Annotated in this window: 15 protein-coding genes and 3 pseudogenes; 7 read left to right on the top strand and 11 right to left on the bottom strand. The window is 64.0% G+C overall.

The genetic code is table 11. The annotated features are described in order from the left end of the window. Positions 1-23: 23 nt before the first annotated feature. The 7 genes and pseudogenes from ACZ5KU_RS05065 to ACZ5KU_RS05035 form a co-directional block, all read right to left on the bottom strand. Positions 24-1,004 (bottom strand): annotated as a pseudogene (locus ACZ5KU_RS05065) (methyl-accepting chemotaxis protein); the annotation flags it as partial. Between the two features lie 200 nt (positions 1,005-1,204). Continuing rightward, positions 1,205-1,612: pseudogene (locus ACZ5KU_RS05060) on the bottom strand (PAS domain-containing protein); the annotation flags it as partial. A gap of 118 nt (positions 1,613-1,730) precedes the next feature. Further along, complete coding sequence (locus ACZ5KU_RS05055) at positions 1,731-2,711, bottom strand: fimbrial protein (RefSeq protein WP_054059848.1); 981 nt, start codon at positions 2,709-2,711, stop codon at positions 1,731-1,733. Further along, the gene (locus ACZ5KU_RS05050; protein ID WP_464736891.1) at positions 2,704-3,483 is read right to left on the bottom strand and encodes a fimbrial biogenesis chaperone; all 780 of its coding nucleotides are present in this window, start codon (positions 3,481-3,483) and stop codon (positions 2,704-2,706) included. The genes ACZ5KU_RS05055 and ACZ5KU_RS05050 overlap by 8 nt, the downstream gene beginning before the upstream one ends. Next, entirely contained in the window at positions 3,480-6,044 is a 2,565-nt protein-coding gene (locus tag ACZ5KU_RS05045) for a fimbria/pilus outer membrane usher protein (protein ID WP_464736890.1), read from the bottom strand. Before ACZ5KU_RS05045 ends, ACZ5KU_RS05050 begins: the two co-directional genes overlap by 4 nt. 114 nt (positions 6,045-6,158) lie before the next feature. Next, on the bottom strand, positions 6,159-6,887 hold the full coding sequence (locus ACZ5KU_RS05040) for a fimbrial biogenesis chaperone (RefSeq protein WP_239688052.1): 729 nt from the start codon (positions 6,885-6,887) through the stop codon (positions 6,159-6,161). A gap of 58 nt (positions 6,888-6,945) precedes the next feature. Further along, positions 6,946-7,503, bottom strand: coding sequence for a fimbrial protein (locus tag ACZ5KU_RS05035; protein WP_054059851.1), 558 nt, complete (start codon positions 7,501-7,503; stop codon positions 6,946-6,948). Between the two features lie 174 nt (positions 7,504-7,677). Between ACZ5KU_RS05035 and ACZ5KU_RS05030 the strand changes: the two genes are divergently transcribed. The 7 genes and pseudogenes from ACZ5KU_RS05030 (at position 7,678) to ACZ5KU_RS05000 (ending at position 17,229) form a co-directional block, all read left to right on the top strand. Next, positions 7,678-8,277: a hypothetical protein gene (locus ACZ5KU_RS05030; RefSeq protein ID WP_152972960.1), complete on the top strand. Its 600-nt coding sequence runs from the start codon at positions 7,678-7,680 to the stop codon at positions 8,275-8,277. A 310-nt stretch (positions 8,278-8,587) separates the two neighbouring features. Next, complete coding sequence (locus tag ACZ5KU_RS05025) at positions 8,588-9,751, top strand: efflux RND transporter periplasmic adaptor subunit (protein WP_464736889.1); 1,164 nt, start codon at positions 8,588-8,590, stop codon at positions 9,749-9,751. Next, positions 9,748-12,842, top strand: a pseudogene (locus ACZ5KU_RS05020) (multidrug efflux RND transporter permease subunit). The gene ACZ5KU_RS05025 and the pseudogene ACZ5KU_RS05020 overlap by 4 nt, the downstream one beginning before the upstream one ends. 9 nt (positions 12,843-12,851) lie before the next feature. Continuing rightward, positions 12,852-13,532: a heavy metal response regulator transcription factor gene (locus ACZ5KU_RS05015; protein WP_017904851.1), complete on the top strand. Its 681-nt coding sequence runs from the start codon at positions 12,852-12,854 to the stop codon at positions 13,530-13,532. Then, positions 13,522-14,886 carry a heavy metal sensor histidine kinase gene (locus ACZ5KU_RS05010; RefSeq protein WP_054061931.1) on the top strand — a complete coding sequence of 455 codons (1,365 nt, stop codon included), beginning with the start codon at positions 13,522-13,524 and terminating at the stop codon, positions 14,884-14,886. The genes ACZ5KU_RS05015 and ACZ5KU_RS05010 overlap by 11 nt, the downstream gene beginning before the upstream one ends. 129 nt (positions 14,887-15,015) lie before the next feature. Continuing rightward, positions 15,016-15,237, top strand: a complete 222-nt coding sequence (locus ACZ5KU_RS05005; RefSeq protein ID WP_054059855.1) for a hypothetical protein — start codon at positions 15,016-15,018, stop codon at positions 15,235-15,237. Between the two features lie 507 nt (positions 15,238-15,744). Then, complete coding sequence (locus tag ACZ5KU_RS05000) at positions 15,745-17,229, top strand: sensor domain-containing diguanylate cyclase (protein WP_464736888.1); 1,485 nt, start codon at positions 15,745-15,747, stop codon at positions 17,227-17,229. A 51-nt stretch (positions 17,230-17,280) separates the two neighbouring features. On the opposite strand, the gene lpxC is transcribed toward ACZ5KU_RS05000, so the two are convergent. From lpxC to ACZ5KU_RS04980, 4 genes are all read right to left on the bottom strand, one after another. Beyond that, positions 17,281-18,192 (bottom strand): UDP-3-O-acyl-N-acetylglucosamine deacetylase, encoded by a 912-nt coding sequence (gene lpxC, locus ACZ5KU_RS04995; RefSeq protein ID WP_010452622.1) that lies wholly within the window; start codon positions 18,190-18,192, stop codon positions 17,281-17,283. A gap of 112 nt (positions 18,193-18,304) precedes the next feature. After that, on the bottom strand, positions 18,305-19,504 hold the full coding sequence (gene ftsZ, locus ACZ5KU_RS04990) for a cell division protein FtsZ (RefSeq protein ID WP_054059857.1): 1,200 nt from the start codon (positions 19,502-19,504) through the stop codon (positions 18,305-18,307). Between the two features lie 56 nt (positions 19,505-19,560). Next, the gene (gene ftsA / locus ACZ5KU_RS04985; RefSeq protein WP_017904846.1) at positions 19,561-20,826 is read right to left on the bottom strand and encodes a cell division protein FtsA; all 1,266 of its coding nucleotides are present in this window, start codon (positions 20,824-20,826) and stop codon (positions 19,561-19,563) included. A gap of 14 nt (positions 20,827-20,840) precedes the next feature. Further along, positions 20,841-21,710: a cell division protein FtsQ/DivIB gene (locus tag ACZ5KU_RS04980; RefSeq protein WP_054059858.1), complete on the bottom strand. Its 870-nt coding sequence runs from the start codon at positions 21,708-21,710 to the stop codon at positions 20,841-20,843. Positions 21,711-21,714 lie beyond the last annotated feature (4 nt).

Genomic DNA, 21,714 nt, shown 5'->3' with positions numbered 1-21,714 from the left:
CACCCGTTTCGCCACACAGGCCACTACACCCGGCTGCTGCGTCCCCAGAACTCCTGCGCCAGCGAGCGCAGGTCATCCGCCAGCCCGGCCACGTCACCCGAATTGGCGTGACTCTGCCGACCCGCACTGACAGTCACCTCGCAGGCATTGCGAATGCTCATGATGTTGCGGTTGATGTCCTCGCTCACCGCACTCTGCTCCTCGACCGCCGCGGCAATCTGCAGGCTCATCTCGGTGATCCGGTTCACCCGCTCGCTGATCCCGCTCAGCGCTTCGGCCGCCTGCTGCACCTGCTGCACGCTGTCCTCGGCATGCTGGCTGCTGTGGCGCATGACCAGCACCGCCTCGCGCGCACCGTCCTGCAGGTTGCTGATCATCCGCTGGATCTCGCTGGTCGACTGCTGGGTACGCTGGGCCAGCCCGCGCACTTCATCCGCCACCACCGCAAAGCCACGCCCCTGCTCGCCCGCGCGCGCCGCCTCGATGGCCGCATTCAGCGCCAGCAGGTTGGTCTGCTCGGCAATGCCGCGGATCACCTCGAGCACGCTGGAAATCTCGATACTGTGGCTCTCCAGTTGATGGATCACCTCGGTCGCCCGGGCCAGTTCCCCGGCCAGGCGCAACACCGAGCTGCGGCTCTCGCCCACCAGTTGATGACCGTCGCGGGTTTCGCTGCCGGCCAGGTCGGCGGCCACCGAAGCCTGCTGGGCATTGCTCGCGACCTCGGCGACACTGGCCGCCATCTCATGAATCGCCGCCGCGACCTGATCGGTTTCGGCCTGCTGGTCGAGGGTGCTGCTGTGGCTGCTCTCGATATGGCGCACCAGCTCCTGGGCATGCCCGGACAGGCGCAGCGAAGCGTCGCCGATGCGCCCGACCACCGAGCCGACCTGGGCTTCGAGCATGCGCAAGGCAAACTCGATCTGGCCGAATTCGTCACTGCGGCCGGTATAGATCGCCTGGCTCAACGGGTTGTCGGCCAGGTTGCGGGCCCGCACCGTCAGGCGGGCGAACGGTCGCAGGGCCCCGTGAAAGATGGCGCCGCACAGGGCACTGCCCAGGCCCCAGAGCCCCAGTTCGACCAGCAGCGGCTGCGGCGACAACCAGTCGCCCAACGCCAGGGTCGCGGCAAACGCCAGGCTGGACTGCAGCGTCAACCGCCCGGTCAAGCCAACCCTGGGCAGACGCTGGCGCCATGACCGACGCCCGCTACGCAACTCGCCATAACAGCGCTCGGCCGCCTCGATCTGCCTGGCCCGGGCTGGGTCCGTACCGACTGGTACTCCACCGTCTGGCCGTTGCGGCTCACCGGCGAAGCATAGGCGCTGACCCAGTAGTGATCACCGTTCTTGCAGCGGTTCTTCACCATGCCCATCCACGAGCGACCGGCCTTGAGGGTCTGCCACATATGGGCGAACGCCTCCGGCGGCATGTCGGGGTGGCGCAACAGATTATGCGGCGAGCCCAGCAACTCTTCGCGGCTGTAGCCGCTGATCTTCATGAAGTCCGGGTTGGCGTAGGTGATGGCGCCTTTCAGGTCGGTGGTCGAAAGGATATTGGCGTCGCGGGCAACCTCGACGTTTCGGCCGGTAACCGGGAGATTGATCTTCATGGAAGGCGCGCTCGAATTATTGGGAAGAGTCGGCAGGGCGTCGACTCTAAGCGGACCAAAATCCAAAACACTGATCCAGATCAGCTTTAGGGCACACGGCGAACGCGCCGGCCAACCGTCACTTGTAGAACAGATCGACGACCACCTCGGCGGAGAACGGCCCGGCCCTGGGGCGGTCACTGTTCCATAACAGTTCGGCATCGAAGCTGGCCGTGGCGGCATGGGTGCTGCCCAGCAGTTCGGCCAGGTGGAAGGAACGGTTGTACGGGATCGGCGCCCCGCCACCGGCCCTGACGATACGAATGCCGACGCCGTCGTTGCCGTTGGGGATCAGCAACTCGCCGGCCAGGGTGCCCGACACCGGCTTGAGTCGCGCATCCAGGCTGAAGGCACTGTCGCAGGTACGGCTGGTGTGCAGGGCAAACGGACGCCGTTCGATCACCTGCCCAACGACCACGTTCTGGATCGCGACCCGCCCGAAATCGACGGTCTCGGGGATGACCTGCAATTGCGCGTCACAGGCCACGAAGCGCAGGCCGCCGAGGTTGTTGATCACGTAGTTGAGCGAATTGCCGTCGCTGCCCGACCCACTGCCGCCATCGAGCTGGAACAGCCGGTAATCCTGCAATTGGCTGGCCACGCCCGAGGGTGGCGTCGGGCCGAACTTTTCGATGAACAGCGAGAAGCCCAGATTGAAACTCAGCGGCGCACAGGCCTGGGCGTTGCCGCAGGCCGGCAGGCTGCGGCCGGTGGCGATGCGGCCATGGCTCTGGCGATGGTCGACCCCGTCGAGAGTCAACCCCAGGCGAATGCCCTGGCCGACCACCTGGCGAGCCGGATTGAGGTAGAGATAGACCTCCTCCGTGGCGCCCGCCCCCTCCCTGACGCACTCGACCGCCAGATTGAGCGGCTCCGAACGCCAGACCAGCGTGCCGTTGGGCGACGACGCCGGAATCGCCACGCTGCTGCCGAGATCGGCACTGGCCACCAGCGCCCCGCTGCCTTGCAGGGTACAGGTGAGGGCAAAACAACTGGCGGGGCTGAGCAGGCCAAGCAGCAACAGGCAGCGTCGCCAGGTCATGCGAGACATCCTAATCATGGGCGGATCCGTTCCGGGAAAGAGAAGCGTCGCCGACCAGCGACGCGTTGAAAGGTGCACCGAAATCGCATCGGGCACGGTAGGCACGCTGGCCACCGTAATCGGTCAGCGCGTTGAACCGCAGCCAGGCCGGACGGACCGCCAGGGCGCGGGAGCTGAGCAGCAGTTCACGGCGCCCGCCCGGCGGTATGAGCAGGTCATCACCGAGCGGGTGGCGGCCCTGCTCGCCGGCCAGTTCGAGGCCCAGCAGCGCCGCATGGAAGTCCGTCGGGTTCTCCACCTTGAGGCGGGGCACGCCGCTGGCATCGCGCTCCAGTCTCCAGAGCAGGCGTTGCGGGGTCTGTGCCGGATCACCGGTCAGACCCGCCGGGCGGAACAGCACGTTGATCCGCTGGCGGATGGCGATGCTCAAGCGACTGTCACCGGCCTGCGTCCGGGGGATTTCCATGACGTACAGGTGCAACAGCGACTCCCGTCCGGCCGGCATGCCCCGTCCTTCGTACATCAACCGCAGCGCCTGCCGGCCTTCGGGCGCCAGCCGCACGATCGGCGGCGTCAGCACGAACGGCAGGTGATTGGGGTGGCTGTCTTCGTGCCCCTCGAGCCAGGCCTGCAGCAACACCTCCTGGCGACCGCGATTGCGCGCCTCGATGCTCACATCGCGAAAGCGCCCGTCGAACACCAGGCGTGTGCCACTCAGGGACACGCTTGCCAGCACCGGCGCCGCCACGACCAGGCCCAGCAGCAGGCCGAATATCCGCAGACCGTTCACCGGCACACCTCCCTGACCCGGTCGTAGGTCAGTTGCGGGTCCCGCGGCGGCAGACGGAACTGGAACTGGCAGCCATGCCCCGACCAGCGGACCTGCAGCGTTCCCTGTTCCTGCTCGCTGAGCACCAGGGCGCGACTGGTCGGGTCCACCACGGCGAGCACCTTGCCCTGGGCATCCTGGACGCTGGCACCGAACGGCAGGGCGCTGCCATCGGCCAGGCTCAGTTCGAACTGCACCCGGCGCCCGGCACTGGCCTTGAACAGCGCGTGGGTCGACGAACCACGACGTGGCACCACCTGCACGACGGCGTTGTCCACCTCGACATCGGCGCCCAGGCGGCGCGTGTCCAGGCTGACCCAGTTGGCCCGATAGGGCTGCACGTACGGCACCACGGCAAAGCCGTTGCGCCCGGTCTCGACGCCACCGAAGTTGTTGAAATGCGCACCGCGCACACCCGGTACCTCGGCCAGCACGAAGGTGTCGCCCAGGGACTGCCCCAGGTTCACTCCACCGGCATGGGCGACCAGCGACCCACGCGCGCCCAGGTTCCAGCTGTTGAAATCCTGGCCATGGCTGTAGCCGGCCTCGAAACGACCGACGGAGGTGGTGGCATTCACACTGGCGGAACCGGCACGGGCACCGCTGCCGTCATTGCCGGCCAGGACCGAGTAGAAGGCATTCCGGTCGAGCACGCGCCCGGTCAGGCCGGCCATCACGCTGGAGTCGCCCTGGTTGTCGCGCACTGCCGTCAGCGAGGCGCGGGTCGAGCGCTCATGCCGGCCCAGCGGCAACGACAGGGTCAGGGTGAACTGGTGGTCAGTGGCGACCCGGCCGTCGAGATCGGCCGAACGGGTGCGATCCAGGGACAGGCTGTAGCTCAGATCGCGCCAGTAGCCGCCATAGGTGGCGTTGAACTGGCGCGACTTGCCCGGCAGGTTCCAGTAGCGCTGCTCCAGGGCGGTAAAGCTGAAGGTCCCCGTTTCCAGGGGTTGGCTGAGGGTGATGTCGAAACGGTCACGGGCCCGGCCGAGCGAAGTGCGCGTCAGATTGCTGCGTTCCTCCACGTGCTGCTCGAAGCTGCGGTAGTGCTCGCTGGAGTAACGATAACCGGCCAGGGCGAAGGTGGTCCGGGTGGCATTCAGGGTATTGGCATAACGCAGGCGCAGGCTCTTGCCGCCCAGGTCGGTAGCGCCCTGGTGACTGACCGAATGGGTCAGGTCGGCCGACACCGCGCCCACGCCGGTGTTGACCCCCACCCCGAGGTTGCTGGCCTCGAACCCGTCCGCCACCTGCATCCCACCAAAACCGCTGAGCCGTTCACTCAAGCCGTAGATCAGGGTGGTACTGGCAAATCCGGGGTTCATCTGCCGACTGTCGTTGCTGTCGTACTCGCCGGCCTCGACGCTGTAGCTGAAGGAGCCCTTGGGCAGCATCAACGGCAGCGAGGCGAATGCCTGGACGAAGGTACGTTGCCGGCCATCCGCCTCGATCACCGTTACCAGCAGGTCGCCGTTGGAACCACTGGGATAGAAGTCACTGATCTCGAACGGGCCGGGCGGCACGTTCGCGCTGTACAGCAGGTAACCGGCCTGGCGAATCTCCACGGTGGCGTTGCTTTCGGCGACGCCCCGGATGACCGGCGCATAGACCCGCTCGCTGTCGGGCAGCATGCCGTCGTCCGATGCCACCTGGACGCCACGGAAACGTACACTGTCGAACACCCGTGAGTCGGTGTAGGTCTCGCCCAGGGTCAGTTGGCCCTTCCAGGCGGTCAGGTCGCGCTGGGCGTAGGTCTGGTTGCTGGTGAAACGGGTGGACTGCAAGTCGCCATGGACCAGCGAGGATTCGTTGCGCAAGCGCCAGGGCCCGAGGTTCAGGCCATTGCGCAGGCCCAGGTAGTAGCTGTCGGTCTTCTGCCGATCGAACTCGCGGCGATTGCCGTTGAAGGAATAGCTGACGAAAGCACTGTTGACGCCCTGGTCCCACAGCTCCGGCGACAGGTAGCCACGGGCATCGCGCCGCAGGGCGACCTGCGGCACGCTGAGGTTGAGGGCCAGGCTGTTGGGCTGGTAGTCGACGCTGGCCCGCTCCAGTTGGCCGAGGTCGAAACACTGCTCGCCCGCACTCTCCGGCGACACCCTGCCCAGGCTGGCCAGGCGTTCGGTATCCAGCCCCAGGTCCCGCAGCAGGTCCGGGGTCAGGCAGGGCTCGACCCGCCCGCTGGAGCTGTCCCGATTGAAACGCACATCACGACGGGCACTGAGGACCCGGTTCAGGTAGATATCCACCCGATAGAGGCCCGGCAGTACGCTGTTACCCTCCAGAAACGCGCGGATATCCGCCGGCTGCTCGCCACCATGGATGAACGCGGTATTGAACCGCAGGCCCTCTTCGACCGGCTCGGCCAGCGCCACGTCCGGCACCAGCAGGAACAGCCCCAGGGACAGTGGCAGGCGTGCCTGCCGATTCACGTTCTGCAACAGGGGGAATGTCGCGGCCTCCGTTTTCCCGCGACACGATGACACCAGAACTTCCTTTGTTCTTCGATAGAGCCAGTCCATTTGCAACCTTCACTCAATGTCTTGAGATATTTGTTAAAGGCGAACGCCTCCGCGCACAGGCTCTTGCGAGGGTGCGGCCATTTTCAAAAAAGGGGTGGGTGGGAGACGGCGGCGCTAATCCTCGACCCACAGGGCCTGGCCGGTTTTCCAGTCGGAAAGTCGATAGGCCACGACGGCACCGTGGTCGTTGATGCTCTTGAAACTCAGCCGAGCCTGCTGCGGCGTCACCGACACCGGCAGGCTGAACTCCCGCGCCTGTCCGGGCGCCAGCATCGAGTTGCGGTGATGCAGCAGTCTGCTCTCATCACCGAACAGCTCGATATCCACCAGAGTGACGTGAAACGGCCCGGGGTTGCTCGCCACCAGGACACCTCCGGGCTTGAGGCGCCAACGGACTTGCCGGGGCGCCAGTTCCGGGTCGGCCATCAACTGGCGGGGGCGATAGAACACCTTGATACGCTGGCGAATACCGATCTGCAGCGTGTTCTCCTGTTCGCTGGCCTGGGGTATCTCCTGGACATTCAGCCAGAACAGCGACTCCCGGTCAGTCGGCATGTCGGCCCCGGAGTGAATGATCCGTACCGTCTGCCGCCCGCCACCCGACAACGGCACCAGGGCCGGGACGACGGCAAACGGCAGGTCCGCCGCTGTCGCATCGTCTGCCTCCAGCCAGGACTGCAAGAGGATGGTGGACTTGTTGCGGTTCGACACACTGAGCACCGCTTCCCTGTCCTGCGCCGGGTACACCAGCCGGGTGCTGTTCAGCACGATCCCGGCCTGGGCATGCCCCCACGCCCACGCGACCAGCGCCACGCCGATCATCGATCTCGTCAACTTGCGCATGTTGCGTTCCATCTGTTCGGAAGAAACGGAGCCTTGCAGCTCCGTTCAGGCCCATGACTCAGTTGTAGGTCAGCACGAAGGGCACGGTGCCCGTGGCTGCGCCAGGCACGGTGGACACGCCGTTCTTCACGAACAGTGCACGCAGCGACAGGGTGCCGCTGGAGCCGCTGCCGCTGGGTTGCAGAATGCCGTCGATGGTGTCGGTGGGGTCCTGGATATTCAGGAAGTTATCGTTATCCCGACGAACCAGGCCGATACCAACGCCTCTGGCGGCACCGCTGGTCGGCAGCAGGTAGGGGTCGCCCTGATCGACCTGGGCCGGGCGGAATGACATGTGCACGGTGCTTTCAGCCGCCGGCTGCAGGCAGGTCACCAGCAGGTCGATATCCTTGGCCGTGCCCAGGCGGGACTCGGTACGGTTGCCGATATCGGCAAAGGAAACCCGTCCGAGATCGACCGGGATATTGTCGGCCGAACCGCCCCCGGAAGACACCTCGCAACTGGTGTTGGTCAGTGCACCGGTAAAGTTCAGCGTGCCACCGTTGGCCGCGTGGGCGGAGCCCGCCACGCCAAGGGCTGAACCCAATAGAACCAACATCACGGAAATCTTTTTCATGCGAACACAATCCTTCGAGTTAATCGTTTGCACCCATCACTTGGGTGGCGGCCAATATAGTCGGGGATCGTCATTCGAACTATCAGATCCGGCCTTATTCAAGGGGCCGATTCAACCCGCCGCCAGGACATCTGCCTCCGTCAGAAGAAAATGTCATTCGACGGACACAGAAAAGTGACCACGACAGTGTTTAAGATTAAAAAGACTATCGATGAAAGCCGCCATCAGCAAACTCACGAAAAGCACAAAAGCAAAATCATCGATATCTTTTTAATTATATCGATCAACAGGTTAGGCAGGCCGATCGCGAAGAGAGTGAGGCAATGTCAACTTGATGCCGGATATTTCGCAATACTGCACCCGCCTTTATACGGCCAGGATAATACTGATGTCATGCCACACGTTCAGTTCTATAGATACGTGATTGTCACGACTCCCTGCGGGGACAGCTTTTTCACGCTGGGAGCCTTGCCTGGCAAGGGTTGGAAGCGAGTGCTAAAGGGCAATATGCCATTACCACAGGCATTATCCGCAGTATCAACCCACAGTGTTACACCGGGTGCGACCTTGAGACGTTCAGAAACGCCATGGTTATGTACCGAGGCCGATGTCACCTCACACGCCGCCTCGACAATCTGGCCACTGAAACGAATTTGCCCGGCATTGGCCGCCGCCACACTGGAGCAAACTCCCATCAACAACAGGACACCAAATACCGATAGTGTGTATTTCATATCAACCACTCCCAAACAGGGTGACCCCCATATCAATTAAAGCCCACGCGAGCGCACTCCACCGAAAAAACGAGGAATATCCGTAGGACTTCTTATATTCAATTAAACATACGACCCCGGAACACAACGCCTGCACAGACATGTCCATTAAAAAGCAGGCAGCCGATAATCCGGTCTATATCCCGCTTTATCGTCTGCAACACTTATTTCTTTAATGACTGTCCAGGCGGGCCGTAGCTGACAGCCGTGTCAGTTAGCCGTCACCGTGCTGACCGGATAGCGGGGTTATAAAGAGGCTACTGTTCTGCCAGCATTGGCCTTCCTTCCATTCGTACCGGCGTTTTGACACCATGCACATCCCGAAGAAAACCCTGTTGGGCCTTGCCGCGATCCTGGTGGCGGCCGCCGGTGGCACCTGGACATTGACCCGCACCGCTCCCGTCCGGCACGCCGGCAGCGCGCCGATCCCGGTCAAGGTCATCCACGTGGCGCAACAGGACGTCCCGCGTTATGCCAGCGGCATCGGTACGGCCCTGTCACTGCACAGCGTGGTGATCCGCCCACAGATCGATGGCATCCTCACCCGCCTGCTGGTCAAGGAAGGGCAACTGGTCAAGGAAGGCGACCTGCTGGCGACCCTTGACGACCGCTCGATCCAGGCCAGCCTGTCCCAGGCCAAGGCACAACTGGCGCAAAGCCAGGCGCAATTGCAGGTGGCCGAGGTCGACCTCAAGCGCTACAGGCAGTTGACCGTCGACAACGGGATCTCGAAGCAGACCTACGACCAGCAGCAGGCCCTGGTCAACCAGCTCAAGGCCACCACCCTCGGCAACCAGGCGGCGATTGACGCGGCGCAGGTGCAACTGTCCTATACCCGGATCCGTTCGCCGGTGACCGGCCGGGTCGGTATCCGCTCCGTCGATGAGGGCAACTTCCTGCGCATGAGTGATGCCCAGGGCCTGTTTTCCGTGACCCAGATCGACCCGATCGCCGTGGAGTTCTCCCTCCCGCAACAGATGCTGCCAACCCTGCAGGGGCTGCTTGGCGCCGACAGGCCGGCAGCGGTGAAAGCCTACCTGGGCGACGAAGGCCACGGTGACAGCCTGCTCGGCTCCGGTCATCTGACGCTGATCGACAATCAGGTCTCGGCCACCACCGGCACCATCAAGGCCAAGGCCGAGTTCAACAACCCGGGTCAGAAGCTGTGGCCGGGCCAACTGGTCAATATCAAGATCCAGACCGCCCTCGACCGCGGCGCCCTGGTGGTGCCACCGACGGTGGTGCAACGCGGCCTGGACGGCTACTTCGTCTACCGGGTCAAGGACAAGGGCGTGGAAGTGGTGCCGGTCCAGGTGCCTTACCAGGACAGCGAACAGAACATCATCCAGGGCGTGCAGGCCGGCGATCAGTTGGTCAGCGACGGCCAGTCGCGACTCAAGCCCGGCGCCCTGGTCGAGATACTCGGTGCGCCCAGGCTGGCCGGGCAGGCCGTGGCCGGAGAACCCAAGCCATGATCAAGGACAGCCGCGGCGTCTCGGCCTGGTGCATCAATCACCCGGTGGCGACCATCCTGCTCACCTTCGCCCTGGTCCTGCTCGGGCTGATCGCCTTCCCGCGGCTGCCGCTGGCACCGTTGCCGGAGGCCGAATTCCCGACCATCCAGGTGTCCGCGCAACTGCCCGGTGCCAGTCCGCAGACCATGGCGTCTTCGGTGGCGACGCCGCTGGAAGTGCAGTTCAGCGCCATCCCCGGCGTGACCCAGATGACCTCCAGCAGTGCCCTGGGTACCACCACCCTGACCCTGCAATTCACCCTGAGCAAAAGCATCGATACCGCCGCACAGGAGGTCCAGGCGGCGATCAACACCGCCTCGGGCAAGCTGCCCAAGGACATGCCGACCCTGCCCACCTGGCGCAAGGTCAACCCGGCCGACAGTCCGGTGCTGATCCTCAGTGTCAGTTCCAGCCAGATGCCCGGCACCGAACTGAGCGACTATGCCGAGACCCTGCTGGCCCGCCAGCTCAGCCAGATCGATGGCGTCGGCCAGATCAACATCACCGGCCAGCAGCGTCCGGCCATCCGCGTGCAGGCTTCGGCGGACCGCCTGGCGGCCATCGGCCTGACCCTGGCCGACCTCCGCCTGGCGATCCAGCAGACCAGCCTCAACCTGGCCAAGGGCGCGCTGTACGGCAAATCGAGCATCTCCACCCTGTCGACCAACGACCAGTTGTTCCAGCCGCAGGAGTACGGTGAGCTGATCGTCTCCTACAAGAACGGCGCGCCGGTGCAGCTCAAGGATATCGCCCGGGTGGTCCGTGGCTCCGAAGACGCCTATGTGCAGGCCTGGTCCGGCGATGTGCCGGGGGTGAACCTGGTGATCTCGCGCCAGCCGGGGGCGAACATCGTCGAAACCGTGGAGCGGATCAAGGCCGCCCTGCCGGGCCTGGAGGCCATGCTGCCGGCCTCGGTGCAGGTCAGGGAACTGATCGACCGCACCCAGACCATCCGCGCCTCGCTGCATGAAGTGGAAATGACGCTGCTGATCGCCATCCTGCTGGTGGTGGCGGTAATGGCGCTGTTCCTGCGCCAGCTGTCGGCGACCCTGATCGTCTCGGCGGTGCTCGGCGTGTCGCTGGTGGCCAGCTTCGCACTGATGTACGTGATGGGCTTCAGCCTGAACAACCTGACCCTGGTGGCGATCGTCATTGCCGTCGGCTTCGTGGTCGACGACGCGATCGTCGTGGTGGAAAACATCCACCGGCACCTGGAGGCCGGCGACGGCATGCGCGAAGCCGCGATCAAGGGTGCCGGGGAGATCGGCTTCACCGTGGTCTCCATCAGCTTCTCGCTGATCGCCGCCTTCATCCCGCTGCTGTTCATGGGCGGGGTGGTGGGCCGGCTGTTCAAGGAGTTCGCCCTGACTGCGACCTCGACCATCCTGATTTCAGTGGTGGTCTCGCTGACCCTGGCGCCAACCCTGGCCGCGCTGTTCATGCGCGCGCCGGTGCATCACGAACACGCCAAGGCAACCTTCGGCGAGCGCCTGCTGGCGCTCTACGAGCGCGGGCTGCGCCGTGCGCTGGACCACCAGAAACTGATGTTCGGGATTTTCTGCCTGACCCTCGGCCTGGCCGTGGCCGGCTACGTATTCATTCCCAAGGGTTTCTTCCCGGTGCAGGACACCGGCTTCGTGCTGGGCACCACCGAGGCCGCCGCCGATGTCTCGTTCGACGACATGGTAGCCAAGCACAAGGCCCTTGCCGAGATCGTCGCCGCCGACCCGGCGGTACAGGCCTTCTCCCACTCGGTGGGGTCTCGGGCACCAACCAGACCATCGCCAACGGCCGCTTCTGGATCGCCCTCAAGCCACAGGACCAGCGCGACGTTTCCGCCAGTGCCTTCATCGACCGGATCCGGCCGCAGCTGATGCGGATCCCCGGCATCGTGCTCTACCTGCGCGCCGGCCAGGACATCAACCTCAGCTCCGGGCCGAGCCGGGCCCAGTACCAGTACGTGCTCAAGAGCAACGACGGCGACCTGCTGAACACCTGGACCCAGCGCCTGACGGAAAAGCTGCGGGCCAACCCGGCGTTCCGCGACCTGTCCAACGACCTGCAACTGGGTGGCAGCATCACCCACATCACCATCGACCGGCGGGCCGCCGCGCGCTTCGGCCTGACTGCCAGCGATGTCGACGAAGCGCTCTACGATGCGTTCGGCCAGCGCCAGGTCAACGAGTACCAGACCGAGACCAACCAGTACAACGTGATCCTCGAGCTGGACACCGCCCAGCGAGGCAAGGCCGAGAGCCTGAACTACTTCTACCTGCGTTCGCCGCTGACCGGCGAGATGGTGCCGCTGTCGGCCCTGGCGCGCTTCGATGCGCCCACCAGCGGGCCGCTGTCGATCGCCCACGATGGCATGTTCCCGGCCGCCAACCTGTCGTTCAACCTCAGCCCCGGCGTGGCCCTGGGCGACGCGGTGCTGCTGCTTGACCAGGCGAAGAACGAGATCGGCATGCCGGCCTCCATCAGCGGCAACTTCCAGGGCGCGGCCCAGGCCTTCCAGAGCTCCCTGGCCAGCCAGCCGTGGCTGATCCTCGCGGCACTGGTGGCGGTGTACATCATTCTCGGCGTGCTCTACGAGAGTTTCGTGCACCCGCTGACGATCATCTCCACCCTACCCTCCGCCGGCCTCGGCGCACTGATCATGCTCTGGCTGCTGGGCCAGGATTTCTCGATCATGGCGCTGATCGGCCTGGTGCTGCTGATCGGTATCGTGAAGAAGAACGGCATCCTGATGATCGACTTCGCCCTCGAGGCCCAACGGGGCGGGCTGACGCCCGAGCAAGCCATCTACAAGGCCTGTGTCACCCGCTTCCGACCGATCATCATGACCACCCTGGCAGCCCTGCTCGGCGCCCTGCCGCTGATGCTCGGCCACGGTACCGGCGCCGAACTGCGCCAGCCACTGGGGATCGCCGTGGTCGGCGGCCTGCTGGTGAGCCAGGCGCTGACGCTGTTCACCACGCCCGTCATATACTTGTGGCTCGAGCGGCTTTTCCATCGGCCCCAACCGGCAGCCGTGCCGGCGATCACACATTGAGGCTGAGCCATGCGAGTCCTGATTATCGAAGATGAAGAAAAAACCGCCGACTACCTGCATCGCGGCCTGACCGAGCAGGGCTACACCGTCGACCTCGCGCGCGATGGCGTCGGCGGCCTGCACCTGGCGCTGGAAAGCGATTACGCGGTGATCGTCCTCGACGTGATGCTGCCGGAACTCGACGGCTTCGGCGTGCTCAAGGCCCTGCGGGCACGCAAGCAGACCCCGGTGATCATGCTCACCGCCCGCGAGCGGGTCGAGGACCGCATCCGTGGCCTGCGCGATGGCGCCGACGACTACCTGGGCAAACCGTTTTCCTTTCTCGAACTGGTGGCCCGCCTGCAGGCCCTGACCCGGCGCAGCGGCGGCGGCCATGAGCCCGTGCAGATCAGCGTCGCCGACCTCTGGGTCGACCTGATCAGCCGCAAGGCCAGCCGTGCCGGCCAGCGCCTGGACCTGACCGCCAAGGAGTTCTCGCTGCTCAGTGTGCTGGCCCGGCGCCAGGGCGAAATCCTCTCGAAGACGGCGATTGCCGAGATGGTCTGGGATATCAATTTCGACAGCGATGCCAACGTCGTCGAGGTGGCGATCAAGCGCCTGCGCGCCAAGCTCGACGGCCCGTTCGAACAGAAACTGCTGCACACCATCCGCGGCATGGGTTATGTGCTGGAGAGCCGCGGTGTCGACTAACTCCATCGCCCTGCGCCTGAGCACCCTGTTCAGCCTGGTGGCGCTGCTGGTGTTCCTGCTGATCGGCGGTGCGTTGTACCTGCAGGTGGAAAAGGGCCTTGGTCTGCTGCCCGAAGCTGAACTGGATGCGCGCTACAGCGTGCTCGAATCCTCGATCAACCGTTTCGGCACGCCGGATCACTGGGCCAAGTTCAGCGCCAAGCTCAAGCAACTGGGCGAGGAGGACAAGCGCATCCGCTTCTGGGTGGTCAGCAGCGACCCGAACTATGAATACGGCGCGCCCGATGCGCAGATCCGCGCCTTCGCCGCCGGCCCCAGGGGCATGCGTGACCTGCAGTTGCCGGGGCACGCCTACCCGTTCAAGGTGCTGCTCAATACCATGCCGGCCAAGGACCAGCGGCCGCCCCTGCAGTTCCTGATCGCCATCGACACCGAGACCTTCCGTCAGACCCAGCACCAGTTGCTGATCGCCCTGGTCAGCCTGGCGATCGTCGGTGTGCTGCTGGCCTCGGCCCTGGGCTACTGGGTCGCCCGGATCGGCCTCAAGCCGTTGATCAAGCTGTCACAGGAGGCCGGCAAGCTGGCCCCGCCACGCCTGACCGGACGCCTGCAGCTGTCGCCGCTGCCGCCGGAGCTCAGTCAGTTCGTCAATGCCTTCAACTCGACCCTGGAGCGGGTGGAACAGGCCTATTCGCGACTGGAATCGTTCAACGCCGATGTCGCCCACGAACTGCGCTCGCCGCTGACCAACCTGATCGGCCAGACCCAGGTGGCACTGACCCGCGGACGCTCCGCCGAACATTACTTCGAGGTGCTGCAATCGAACCTCGAGGAACTGGAGCGCCTGCGCTCGATCATCAACGACATGCTGTTCCTGGCCAGCGCCGACCAGGGCAGCAAGGCCACCAAGCTGATCAGTACCTCGCTGGCGGCAGAGGTGGCGACGACCCTCGACTACCTGGATTTCATTCTCGAGGACGCCCGGGTCCGGGTCGAGGTCAGTGGCGATGCCCTGGTGCGGATCGAGATCGCCCACCTGCGTCGGGCGCTGATCAACCTGCTGAGCAACGCGGTGCAACACACCGCGCCCGAGCAGGTGATTCTGGTACGCATCGAGCAGGAGGGCGGGCAGGTGACGATCGCGGTGTCCAACCCCGGGGAAACCATCGCCAGCGAGCATCTGTCGCGCCTGTTCGAACGCTTCTATCGAGTCGATGCCTCGCGCAGCAACAGTGGCGCCAACCATGGACTGGGCTTGGCGATCGTCAAGGCGATCGCGCTGATGCACGGCGGCGATGTGTTCGTACACAGCGGCGACGGCGTCAATACCTTCGGCATCCATCTCCCCGCCTGACGCTCGCCCGACAGGGACTGTTGCCCAGAACGTAACAGTCCTTCAAGCGGGCCGGTCTTTTTCCAGGCCCCCAGGGCATTTAACCTTGCCTCAACCAACAGCACTTGCTCAGCAAGAAGGTTCTTTAAAATGTCCAGTTCCATGGGTATGGCCAGTCTCTTTGTCCTGTCCGCTGTCATGTTGTCGCCTCTGGCCCACGCCGAGGAGTCCCAGTCTTTCGTCGCGCAGAACGCCGCCCGGGCCGCTGCCCGCCAGGATCACGTCGAAATGACCGCCAAGGCCCAAAGCCGCACGCCAGAGCGGCACAGCTCGGTAAATCCGGCTCAGCCGGACAGCGCCAGGGACAGCTGAAAGCTGCCCGCAGAACGCTTCCCTCTCCATCGATCCAGTTTCCTGCCCGGGGTCGATGGCTTCAAAAGCCGCTGATACAGCGGCTTTCTTTATTTTCGCCTGCCTCCTGCGTCACGCAACAGGAACGACCGTCTCATCGATTCAAGTAGCTCGACAGTCATGAAGATCGCCCTCTCACTCAGACCGATCTTCATTGCTTCGGCTGCAACGATGTCGAACGCCACCCAGGCCGGCGACGGCTCCAGCATCCTGCCAGCGAACGTCCGCTACGTGGTGCAGGAGGCCAGTGGCGATCCGCCTGCGGTGGGCGAGCAACCGTAGCAGTGCGGGCTGTTCGGCGGTCGACGAGTATCGGGTCATCGTCGACTACCCGGTGAATATCTTCTAGCATTCGGTAAAGGGCCAGCTGGCGGAGGCTGGCCTTTTTTACGCTGGGGCTTTATACGGGCCCCGACACCCCCGAGCTGCATGAGGTTTGCCATCAATCACTCTTCGAACCTTTCGGCAATGCCTCGCCTGCTGCTGGTACTGGGCAGCGGCCTGAGCGTCAGCGCGATCCTCGGCATCGTCATCTATCTGCTGATCCGCGAGCGGGGCAGCGCGGAACTGGTCGCCACGCGTGCCGCCACGAACATCGTGCAACTGATCGACGCCGATGTCCTGCGCAATGCCGAACTCTACGACAAGTCACTGCAGGACCTGATTGCCGCGGCGCGGCGCGAGGACCTCAAGCACGTCTCGCCGCAGGTTCGCCACCTGGCGCTGTTCGACAGCGCCACGGCGTCCCCGCAGAAGGGCGATATCCTGCTGCTCGACAAGCATGGCGAGGTGATTGCCGACTCGTCCTCGGTGGAGCCCCGGCCAGGCAATTTCGCCGACCGCGAATACTTCAAGGCCCATATCGACAACCCCAGCCCGACAATGATGGTCAGCCATCCGTTCCTCGCCCGCGGGCGCATGATCGACTGGCGCATCGGCTTCAGCCGCCGGGTTTCGTCGCCCGAAGGCGAATTTCTCGGCGTGGCCCGGGCCGCGATACGCCTGAGCTACTTCAACGAACTGTTCAAGACCCTGAATATCGGTGCCAGCAGTACGGTCAACCTGCTCAGCAGCGATGGCATCCTCCTCGCCCAGGAGCCGCTGATGAGTGCCGACATGGTCGGCAAGGACTTCAGCCAGCGTCCCAACTTCCTGCGCATCGTGCATGAGGGCAATGGCAGTTTCAGCGCGATCTCCGGTGTCGACGGCAAGCAGCGGCTGTATACCTTTTCCCGGGTCGGCGAATTGCCGCTGATCGTGGTGGTGGCACTGTCGGAGGAAGAAGTCTATGCCGCCTGGTGGCGTACCACCTGGCTGGTGGGCAGCGCCACCGGCGGGTTGTGCGCCGGCCTGTTGTGGCTGAGCTGGCTGCTGGCGCGGGAACTGCGCCGACGCCAGCGGGCCGAGCAGGAACTGGCCGAGCTGGCCACCACCGACAGCCTTACGGGCGTCGCCAACCGCCGGGCCCTGGACCAGTCGTTGCTGCACGAATGGAACCGGGCACAACGCTCAGGCCAGCCGCTGTCGCTGCTGATGATCGATGCCGACCATTTCAAGGTGTTCAACGACCGCCATGGGCATCCGATGGGCGACGAAGCCCTGCGTCGAATCGCCCGGGTGATCGGCGAGAACATTCGCCGCCCGGCTGACCTGCTCGCGCGTTATGGCGGCGAGGAGTTCGCGGTGATCCTGCCCCAAACCGACGAGAACGGCGCCCGTTGCCTGGCCGGGAAGATTCTGAATGCCATCCGGCAGATGCCGGCGCCGGTCGCCGGGGCCTGCCCTCTAACCGTCAGTATCGGCGCCAGCACCCGATTGGTTACCCGCGAAGCCGTCAGCGCCGGGGCCAACATCGAGCAACTGCTACAGGCTGCCGACCAGGCGCTGTACCAGGCCAAGCACAACGGCCGCGACCAGGTGGTTCACGCCGCGGACATCGAACTCGCGGCATAAAAAAAGGCTGCCCGGGGGCAGCCTTTGAAGAACAACAAAAGGAGAAAGTCGTTACACGGCCGCAACGGGACGCATGTACGAGATCGGCGCCGTGCTGGCGTCTTCGAAAGTCACCACTTCCCAGGCATCCTTCTGCTCGATGAGCTTGCGCAGGAGCTGGTTGTTCAGCGCGTGACCGGACTTGAAGCCCTTGAACTCACCAATCAGGCTGTTGCCCAGCAGGTAGAGGTCACCGATGGCGTCGAGGATCTTGTGCTTGACGAATTCGTCTTCGTAACGAAGGCCGTCTTCGTTCAGTACACCGTCCGAGTCGACCACGATGGCGTTTTCCACGCTGCCGCCGAGTGCGAGGTTGTGCTTGCGCAGGTACTCGATATCACTCATGAAGCCAAAGGTACGGGCGCGGCTGACTTCCTTCACGAACGACGTGCTGGAGAAATCCACGCTGGCACTCTGGGTGCGGTCACGGAACACCGGGTGATCGAAATCGATCTCGAAGCTCACCTTGAACCCGTCGAAAGGCACGAAAGTGGCGCGCTTGTCGCCGTCTTCCACTGTGACTTCGCGCAGGATGCGGATGAACTTCTTGGCTGCGTCCTGTTCTTCCAGGCCGGCGGATTGAATCAGGAATACGAAGGGTCCAGCGCTGCCGTCCATGATCGGAACTTCGGACGCGGAGAGCTCGACGTAGGCGTTATCGATGCCCAGGCCAGCCATGGCCGAGAGCAAGTGCTCCACCGTGTCCACTTTGGTGTCACCGTTGACCAGGGTGGTCGACATGGTGGTTTCACCAACGTTTTCCGCGCGCGCAGGAATCTGCACCACAGGGTCGAGGTCGGCACGACAAAACACGATGCCGGTATCCACGGGCGCTGGTTTGAGGGTCAGATAGACCTTCTCGCCCGAGTGCAGGCCGACACCTGTAGCACGGATAATATTTTTCAGGGTGCGTTGTTTAATCATGGCTTTGGCCGCTTCAGCGCAAATTGCGAACAGGTATCAACAAAGGCTGGCGATAATATCAGACCAGACCTTTGCTGAACACCAATCACCCTAATACTCCTGATACATTCCATCAATCGGCCTGACGACGCAGGAAGGCCGGGATATCCAGATAGTCCAGATCGTCCTGCGGGTTCATCTTCGCGGCAGTCGCAGCACCGGCCTGGGCCTGGTTGCGCATGACGGTCGGACGATCCAGGTCGCGGTAGTTCACCGACGGCAGTTCCTGACGCGCGGCAGCAGGTGCCTGGGTGGCGGCCGGCTGGCTGGCGGCGGTCTGCAGGGTGTTGTCGATGACCTTCACAGGCTTCTCGATGCGGGCACCCAGACCGGTGGCGACCACGGTCACGTGCAGTTCGTCGCGCATGTCCGGATCGATAACGGTACCGACCTTGACCATCGCCGCTTCCGAAGCGAAGGCCTCGATGATGCTACCCACGTCGGAGTACTCGCCCAGGGACAGGTCGGGACCGGCGGTGATGTTCACCAGGATACCGCGCGCGCCCTGCAGGTTGACGTCTTCGAGCAGCGGGTTGCGGATCGCCGCCTCGGTGGCTTCACGTGCACGGTTGGGACCGCTGGCGCAGCCAGTGCCCATCATCGCCATGCCCATCTCGCTCATCACGGTACGCACGTCGGCGAAGTCGACGTTGATCATGCCCGGACGCTTGATGATGTCGGAGATACCGCGAACGGCACCGGCCAGCACGTCGTCGGCCTTGGCGAAAGCCGACAGCAGGCTGGCGTCCTTGCCCAGGATGGTCAGCAGCTTCTCGTTGGGAATGGTGATCAGCGAGTCGACGCTGTCGCTCAGGGCACGGATGCCCTCGTCAGCGATCTGCATGCGCTTGCGCCCTTCGAACGGGAACGGACGGGTTACCACCGCAACGGTGAGGATGCCCATTTCCTTCGCCACTTCGGCGATGATCGGCGCTGCACCGGTACCGGTACCACCGCCCATGCCGGTGGTGATGAACACCATGTTGGTGCCCTGCAGCACTTCGGCGATGCGCTCGCGGTCTTCCAGAGCGGCCTGGCGGCCAACTTCCGGATTGGCACCGGCACCCAGGCCCTTGGTCACGCCGGTGCCCAGTTGCAGGATGGTCCGCGCGCCGATGTTCTTCAGCGCCTGGGCATCGGTGTTGGCGCAGATGAATTCGACGCCTTCGATGTTGGTCTTGACCATGTGGTTGACGGCGTTGCCGCCGCCACCGCCGACACCGATAACCTTGATTACCGGGCTTTGTGGGACGTTGTCTACGAGTTCGAACATGTTCCCTCTCCTTTCATTTCTCTAGTTTTTTCGCCTACTTCTACTGCTTTGAAACTTTAAAAGTTGCCCTGGACCCAGCGCTTCAGGCGCTCGAATACAGGAGCTTTCTGCTCTTCATCGCGATAGTCGTTTCTGTTGCCGCCGTTGTAACCGGACAGGGAAATGCCGTCCGACTGCTTTTGCAGCCCGTACAGCAACAGCCCCACCCCAGTTGAATAGATTGGATTGCGGACCACGTCGGACAGCCCCTTGACGGTGTGCGGAACACCCAGGCGGACCGGCATGTGGAAAATTTCTTCGGCCAGCTCGACCGCGCCTTCCATCTTCGAGGTACCACCGGTCAGCACGATGCCGGCCGGAATCAGGTCTTCGTAGCCGCTGCGGCGCAGCTCGGCCTGGATCAGCGTGAACAGTTCGTCGTAACGCGGCTCGACCACTTCGGCCAGGGCCTGGCGCGACAGCTCGCGCGGCGGACGATCACCCACGCTCGGGACCTTGATGGTTTCGCCGGCACCGGCCAGCTTGGCCAGGGCGCAGGCATAGCGGATCTTGATCTCTTCGGCGTACTGGGTCGGAGTGCGCAACGCCATGGCGATATCGTTGGTCACCTGGTCGCCGGCGATCGGGATCACCGCGGTATGGCGGATCGCACCTTCGGTGAAGATGGCGATGTCGGTGGTACCGCCGCCGATGTCCACCAGGCACACGCCCAGTTCCTTCTCGTCGTCGGTCAGTACCGAATAGGCCGAGGCCAGCTGTTCGAGGATGATGTCGTCGATTTCCAGACCGCAACGACGTACGCATTTCTCGATGTTCTGTGCCGCGTTCACCGCACAGGTGACCACGTGGACCTTGGCTTCCAGACGCACGCCGGACATGCCCAGGGGCTCGCGCACGCCTTCCTGGTTGTCGATCACGTAGTCCTGCGGCAGGGTGTGCAGTACCCGTTGGTCGGCCGGGATCGCCACGGCCTGGGCCGCATCGAGCACGCGCTCCAGGTCAGCCGAACTGACTTCGCGATCACGGATGGCGACGATGCCATGGGAGTTCAGGCTGCGGATGTGATTGCCCGCCACGCCGACGAACGCCGAGTGGATCCGGCAGCCGGCCATCAACTGCGCCTCTTCCACCGCCCGCTGGATCGACTGAACGGTCGACTCGATATTCACCACCACGCCCTTCTTCAGGCCGCGGGAGGGATGAGTACCGATACCGACGATTTCCACTGTGCCATCGGCCGCAACCTCGCCCACCAGCGCCACCACCTTGGAGGTGCCGATATCCAGTCCGACGATCATTTTGCCGCTTTGCACGTTTGCCATGGTCCTGCCTCTTCTTAATTCTTCGCAACGGCGGGTTTGTCCGCTACGGGTGCCACAGGTTCCCGCCATCCGACGGCCAGGCCGTTGGCGTAGCGCAGATCGATGCTGGCAATGTTCGTAATCTGTTCTTTCAGCGTTTTTTCATAAATGGCAATGAAACGGCGCATCTTCTCGACCAGATGGTCGCGGCCCAACAACAACTGGATGCCCGGCCCCGCGCTGCCCGCGCCGGTGGTCAGGAACCAGCTGCCCCGTTCCCGCAGTTCCAGCCGGGCGATGGAGAACCCCAGCGGGCGCAACATCTGGCTCAGGACCTGGTACTGCTGCATCACCTGCTGTTGGGCCCGCTGCGGGCCGAACAACTGCGGCAGATGTTCGTAGTTCGCCAGTTCCCGCGGCGCGAACGCCTGGCCCTGGTTGTTCAGCAGCGCCTCGTCGCCCCAGCGGGCCACCGGCAACTGCTCTTCCAGGCGGATAACCACCTGGTCCGGCCAGACCCGGCGGACTTCGGCGTGGGCGATCCACGGCATGGTTTCCAGCTCGGCGCGCATACCCGCCAGGTCGATGGTGAAGAAGCTCGCCGCCACGTACGGCGCGATCCGCTGCTGCACCGCCTGCTGGCTGATGTAGCTCAGGTCGCCCTGAACGTTGATCTTGCTGATCGGACGATCCGCATAGGGCAGCAGGCGCTGGGCTCCCTCGTAAGTGCCAAAGCCCAGTGCCACCAGCAGGACCGGCCACATCAGGCGCTTCAGGAAGCCGAAATTGGCTTTCGGCAGACGCGCCGACACCGGCTCCTTGGCCACCATTCGACTGGCGCCCCGCGGCACCGGCTTGTTACGGCCGGAACCGGGTGGCTGATGACGAATCTGCGCGCCGTGCATGGCT

This window comes from Pseudomonas sp. Tof1, from assembly GCF_055390395.1.
Note: the sequence above shows the minus strand (reverse complement) of the source record. Positions and strands in the feature narration are given on the sequence as shown.

What these genes read in the sequence shown, in the direction of transcription:
- ACZ5KU_RS05040 (WP_239688052.1), bottom strand. Translation starts at nt 6,887, where the DNA reads ATGCGCAAGTTGACGAGATCGATGATCGGCGTGGCGCTGGTCGCGTGG.
- ACZ5KU_RS05000 (WP_464736888.1), top strand. Translation starts at nt 15,745, where the DNA reads ATGCCTCGCCTGCTGCTGGTACTGGGCAGCGGCCTGAGCGTCAGCGCG.
- ACZ5KU_RS05055 (WP_054059848.1), bottom strand. Translation starts at nt 2,711, where the DNA reads ATGATTAGGATGTCTCGCATGACCTGGCGACGCTGCCTGTTGCTGCTT.
- ACZ5KU_RS05025 (WP_464736889.1), top strand. Translation starts at nt 8,588, where the DNA reads ATGCACATCCCGAAGAAAACCCTGTTGGGCCTTGCCGCGATCCTGGTG.
- lpxC (WP_010452622.1), bottom strand. Translation starts at nt 18,192, where the DNA reads ATGATTAAACAACGCACCCTGAAAAATATTATCCGTGCTACAGGTGTC.
- ACZ5KU_RS05045 (WP_464736890.1), bottom strand. Translation starts at nt 6,044, where the DNA reads ATGGACTGGCTCTATCGAAGAACAAAGGAAGTTCTGGTGTCATCGTGT.
- ACZ5KU_RS05035 (WP_054059851.1), bottom strand. Translation starts at nt 7,503, where the DNA reads ATGAAAAAGATTTCCGTGATGTTGGTTCTATTGGGTTCAGCCCTTGGC.
- ACZ5KU_RS05015 (WP_017904851.1), top strand. Translation starts at nt 12,852, where the DNA reads ATGCGAGTCCTGATTATCGAAGATGAAGAAAAAACCGCCGACTACCTG.
- ftsA (WP_017904846.1), bottom strand. Translation starts at nt 20,826, where the DNA reads ATGGCAAACGTGCAAAGCGGCAAAATGATCGTCGGACTGGATATCGGC.
- ftsZ (WP_054059857.1), bottom strand. Translation starts at nt 19,504, where the DNA reads ATGTTCGAACTCGTAGACAACGTCCCACAAAGCCCGGTAATCAAGGTT.
- ACZ5KU_RS04980 (WP_054059858.1), bottom strand. Translation starts at nt 21,710, where the DNA reads ATGCACGGCGCGCAGATTCGTCATCAGCCACCCGGTTCCGGCCGTAAC.
- ACZ5KU_RS05005 (WP_054059855.1), top strand. Translation starts at nt 15,016, where the DNA reads ATGTCCAGTTCCATGGGTATGGCCAGTCTCTTTGTCCTGTCCGCTGTC.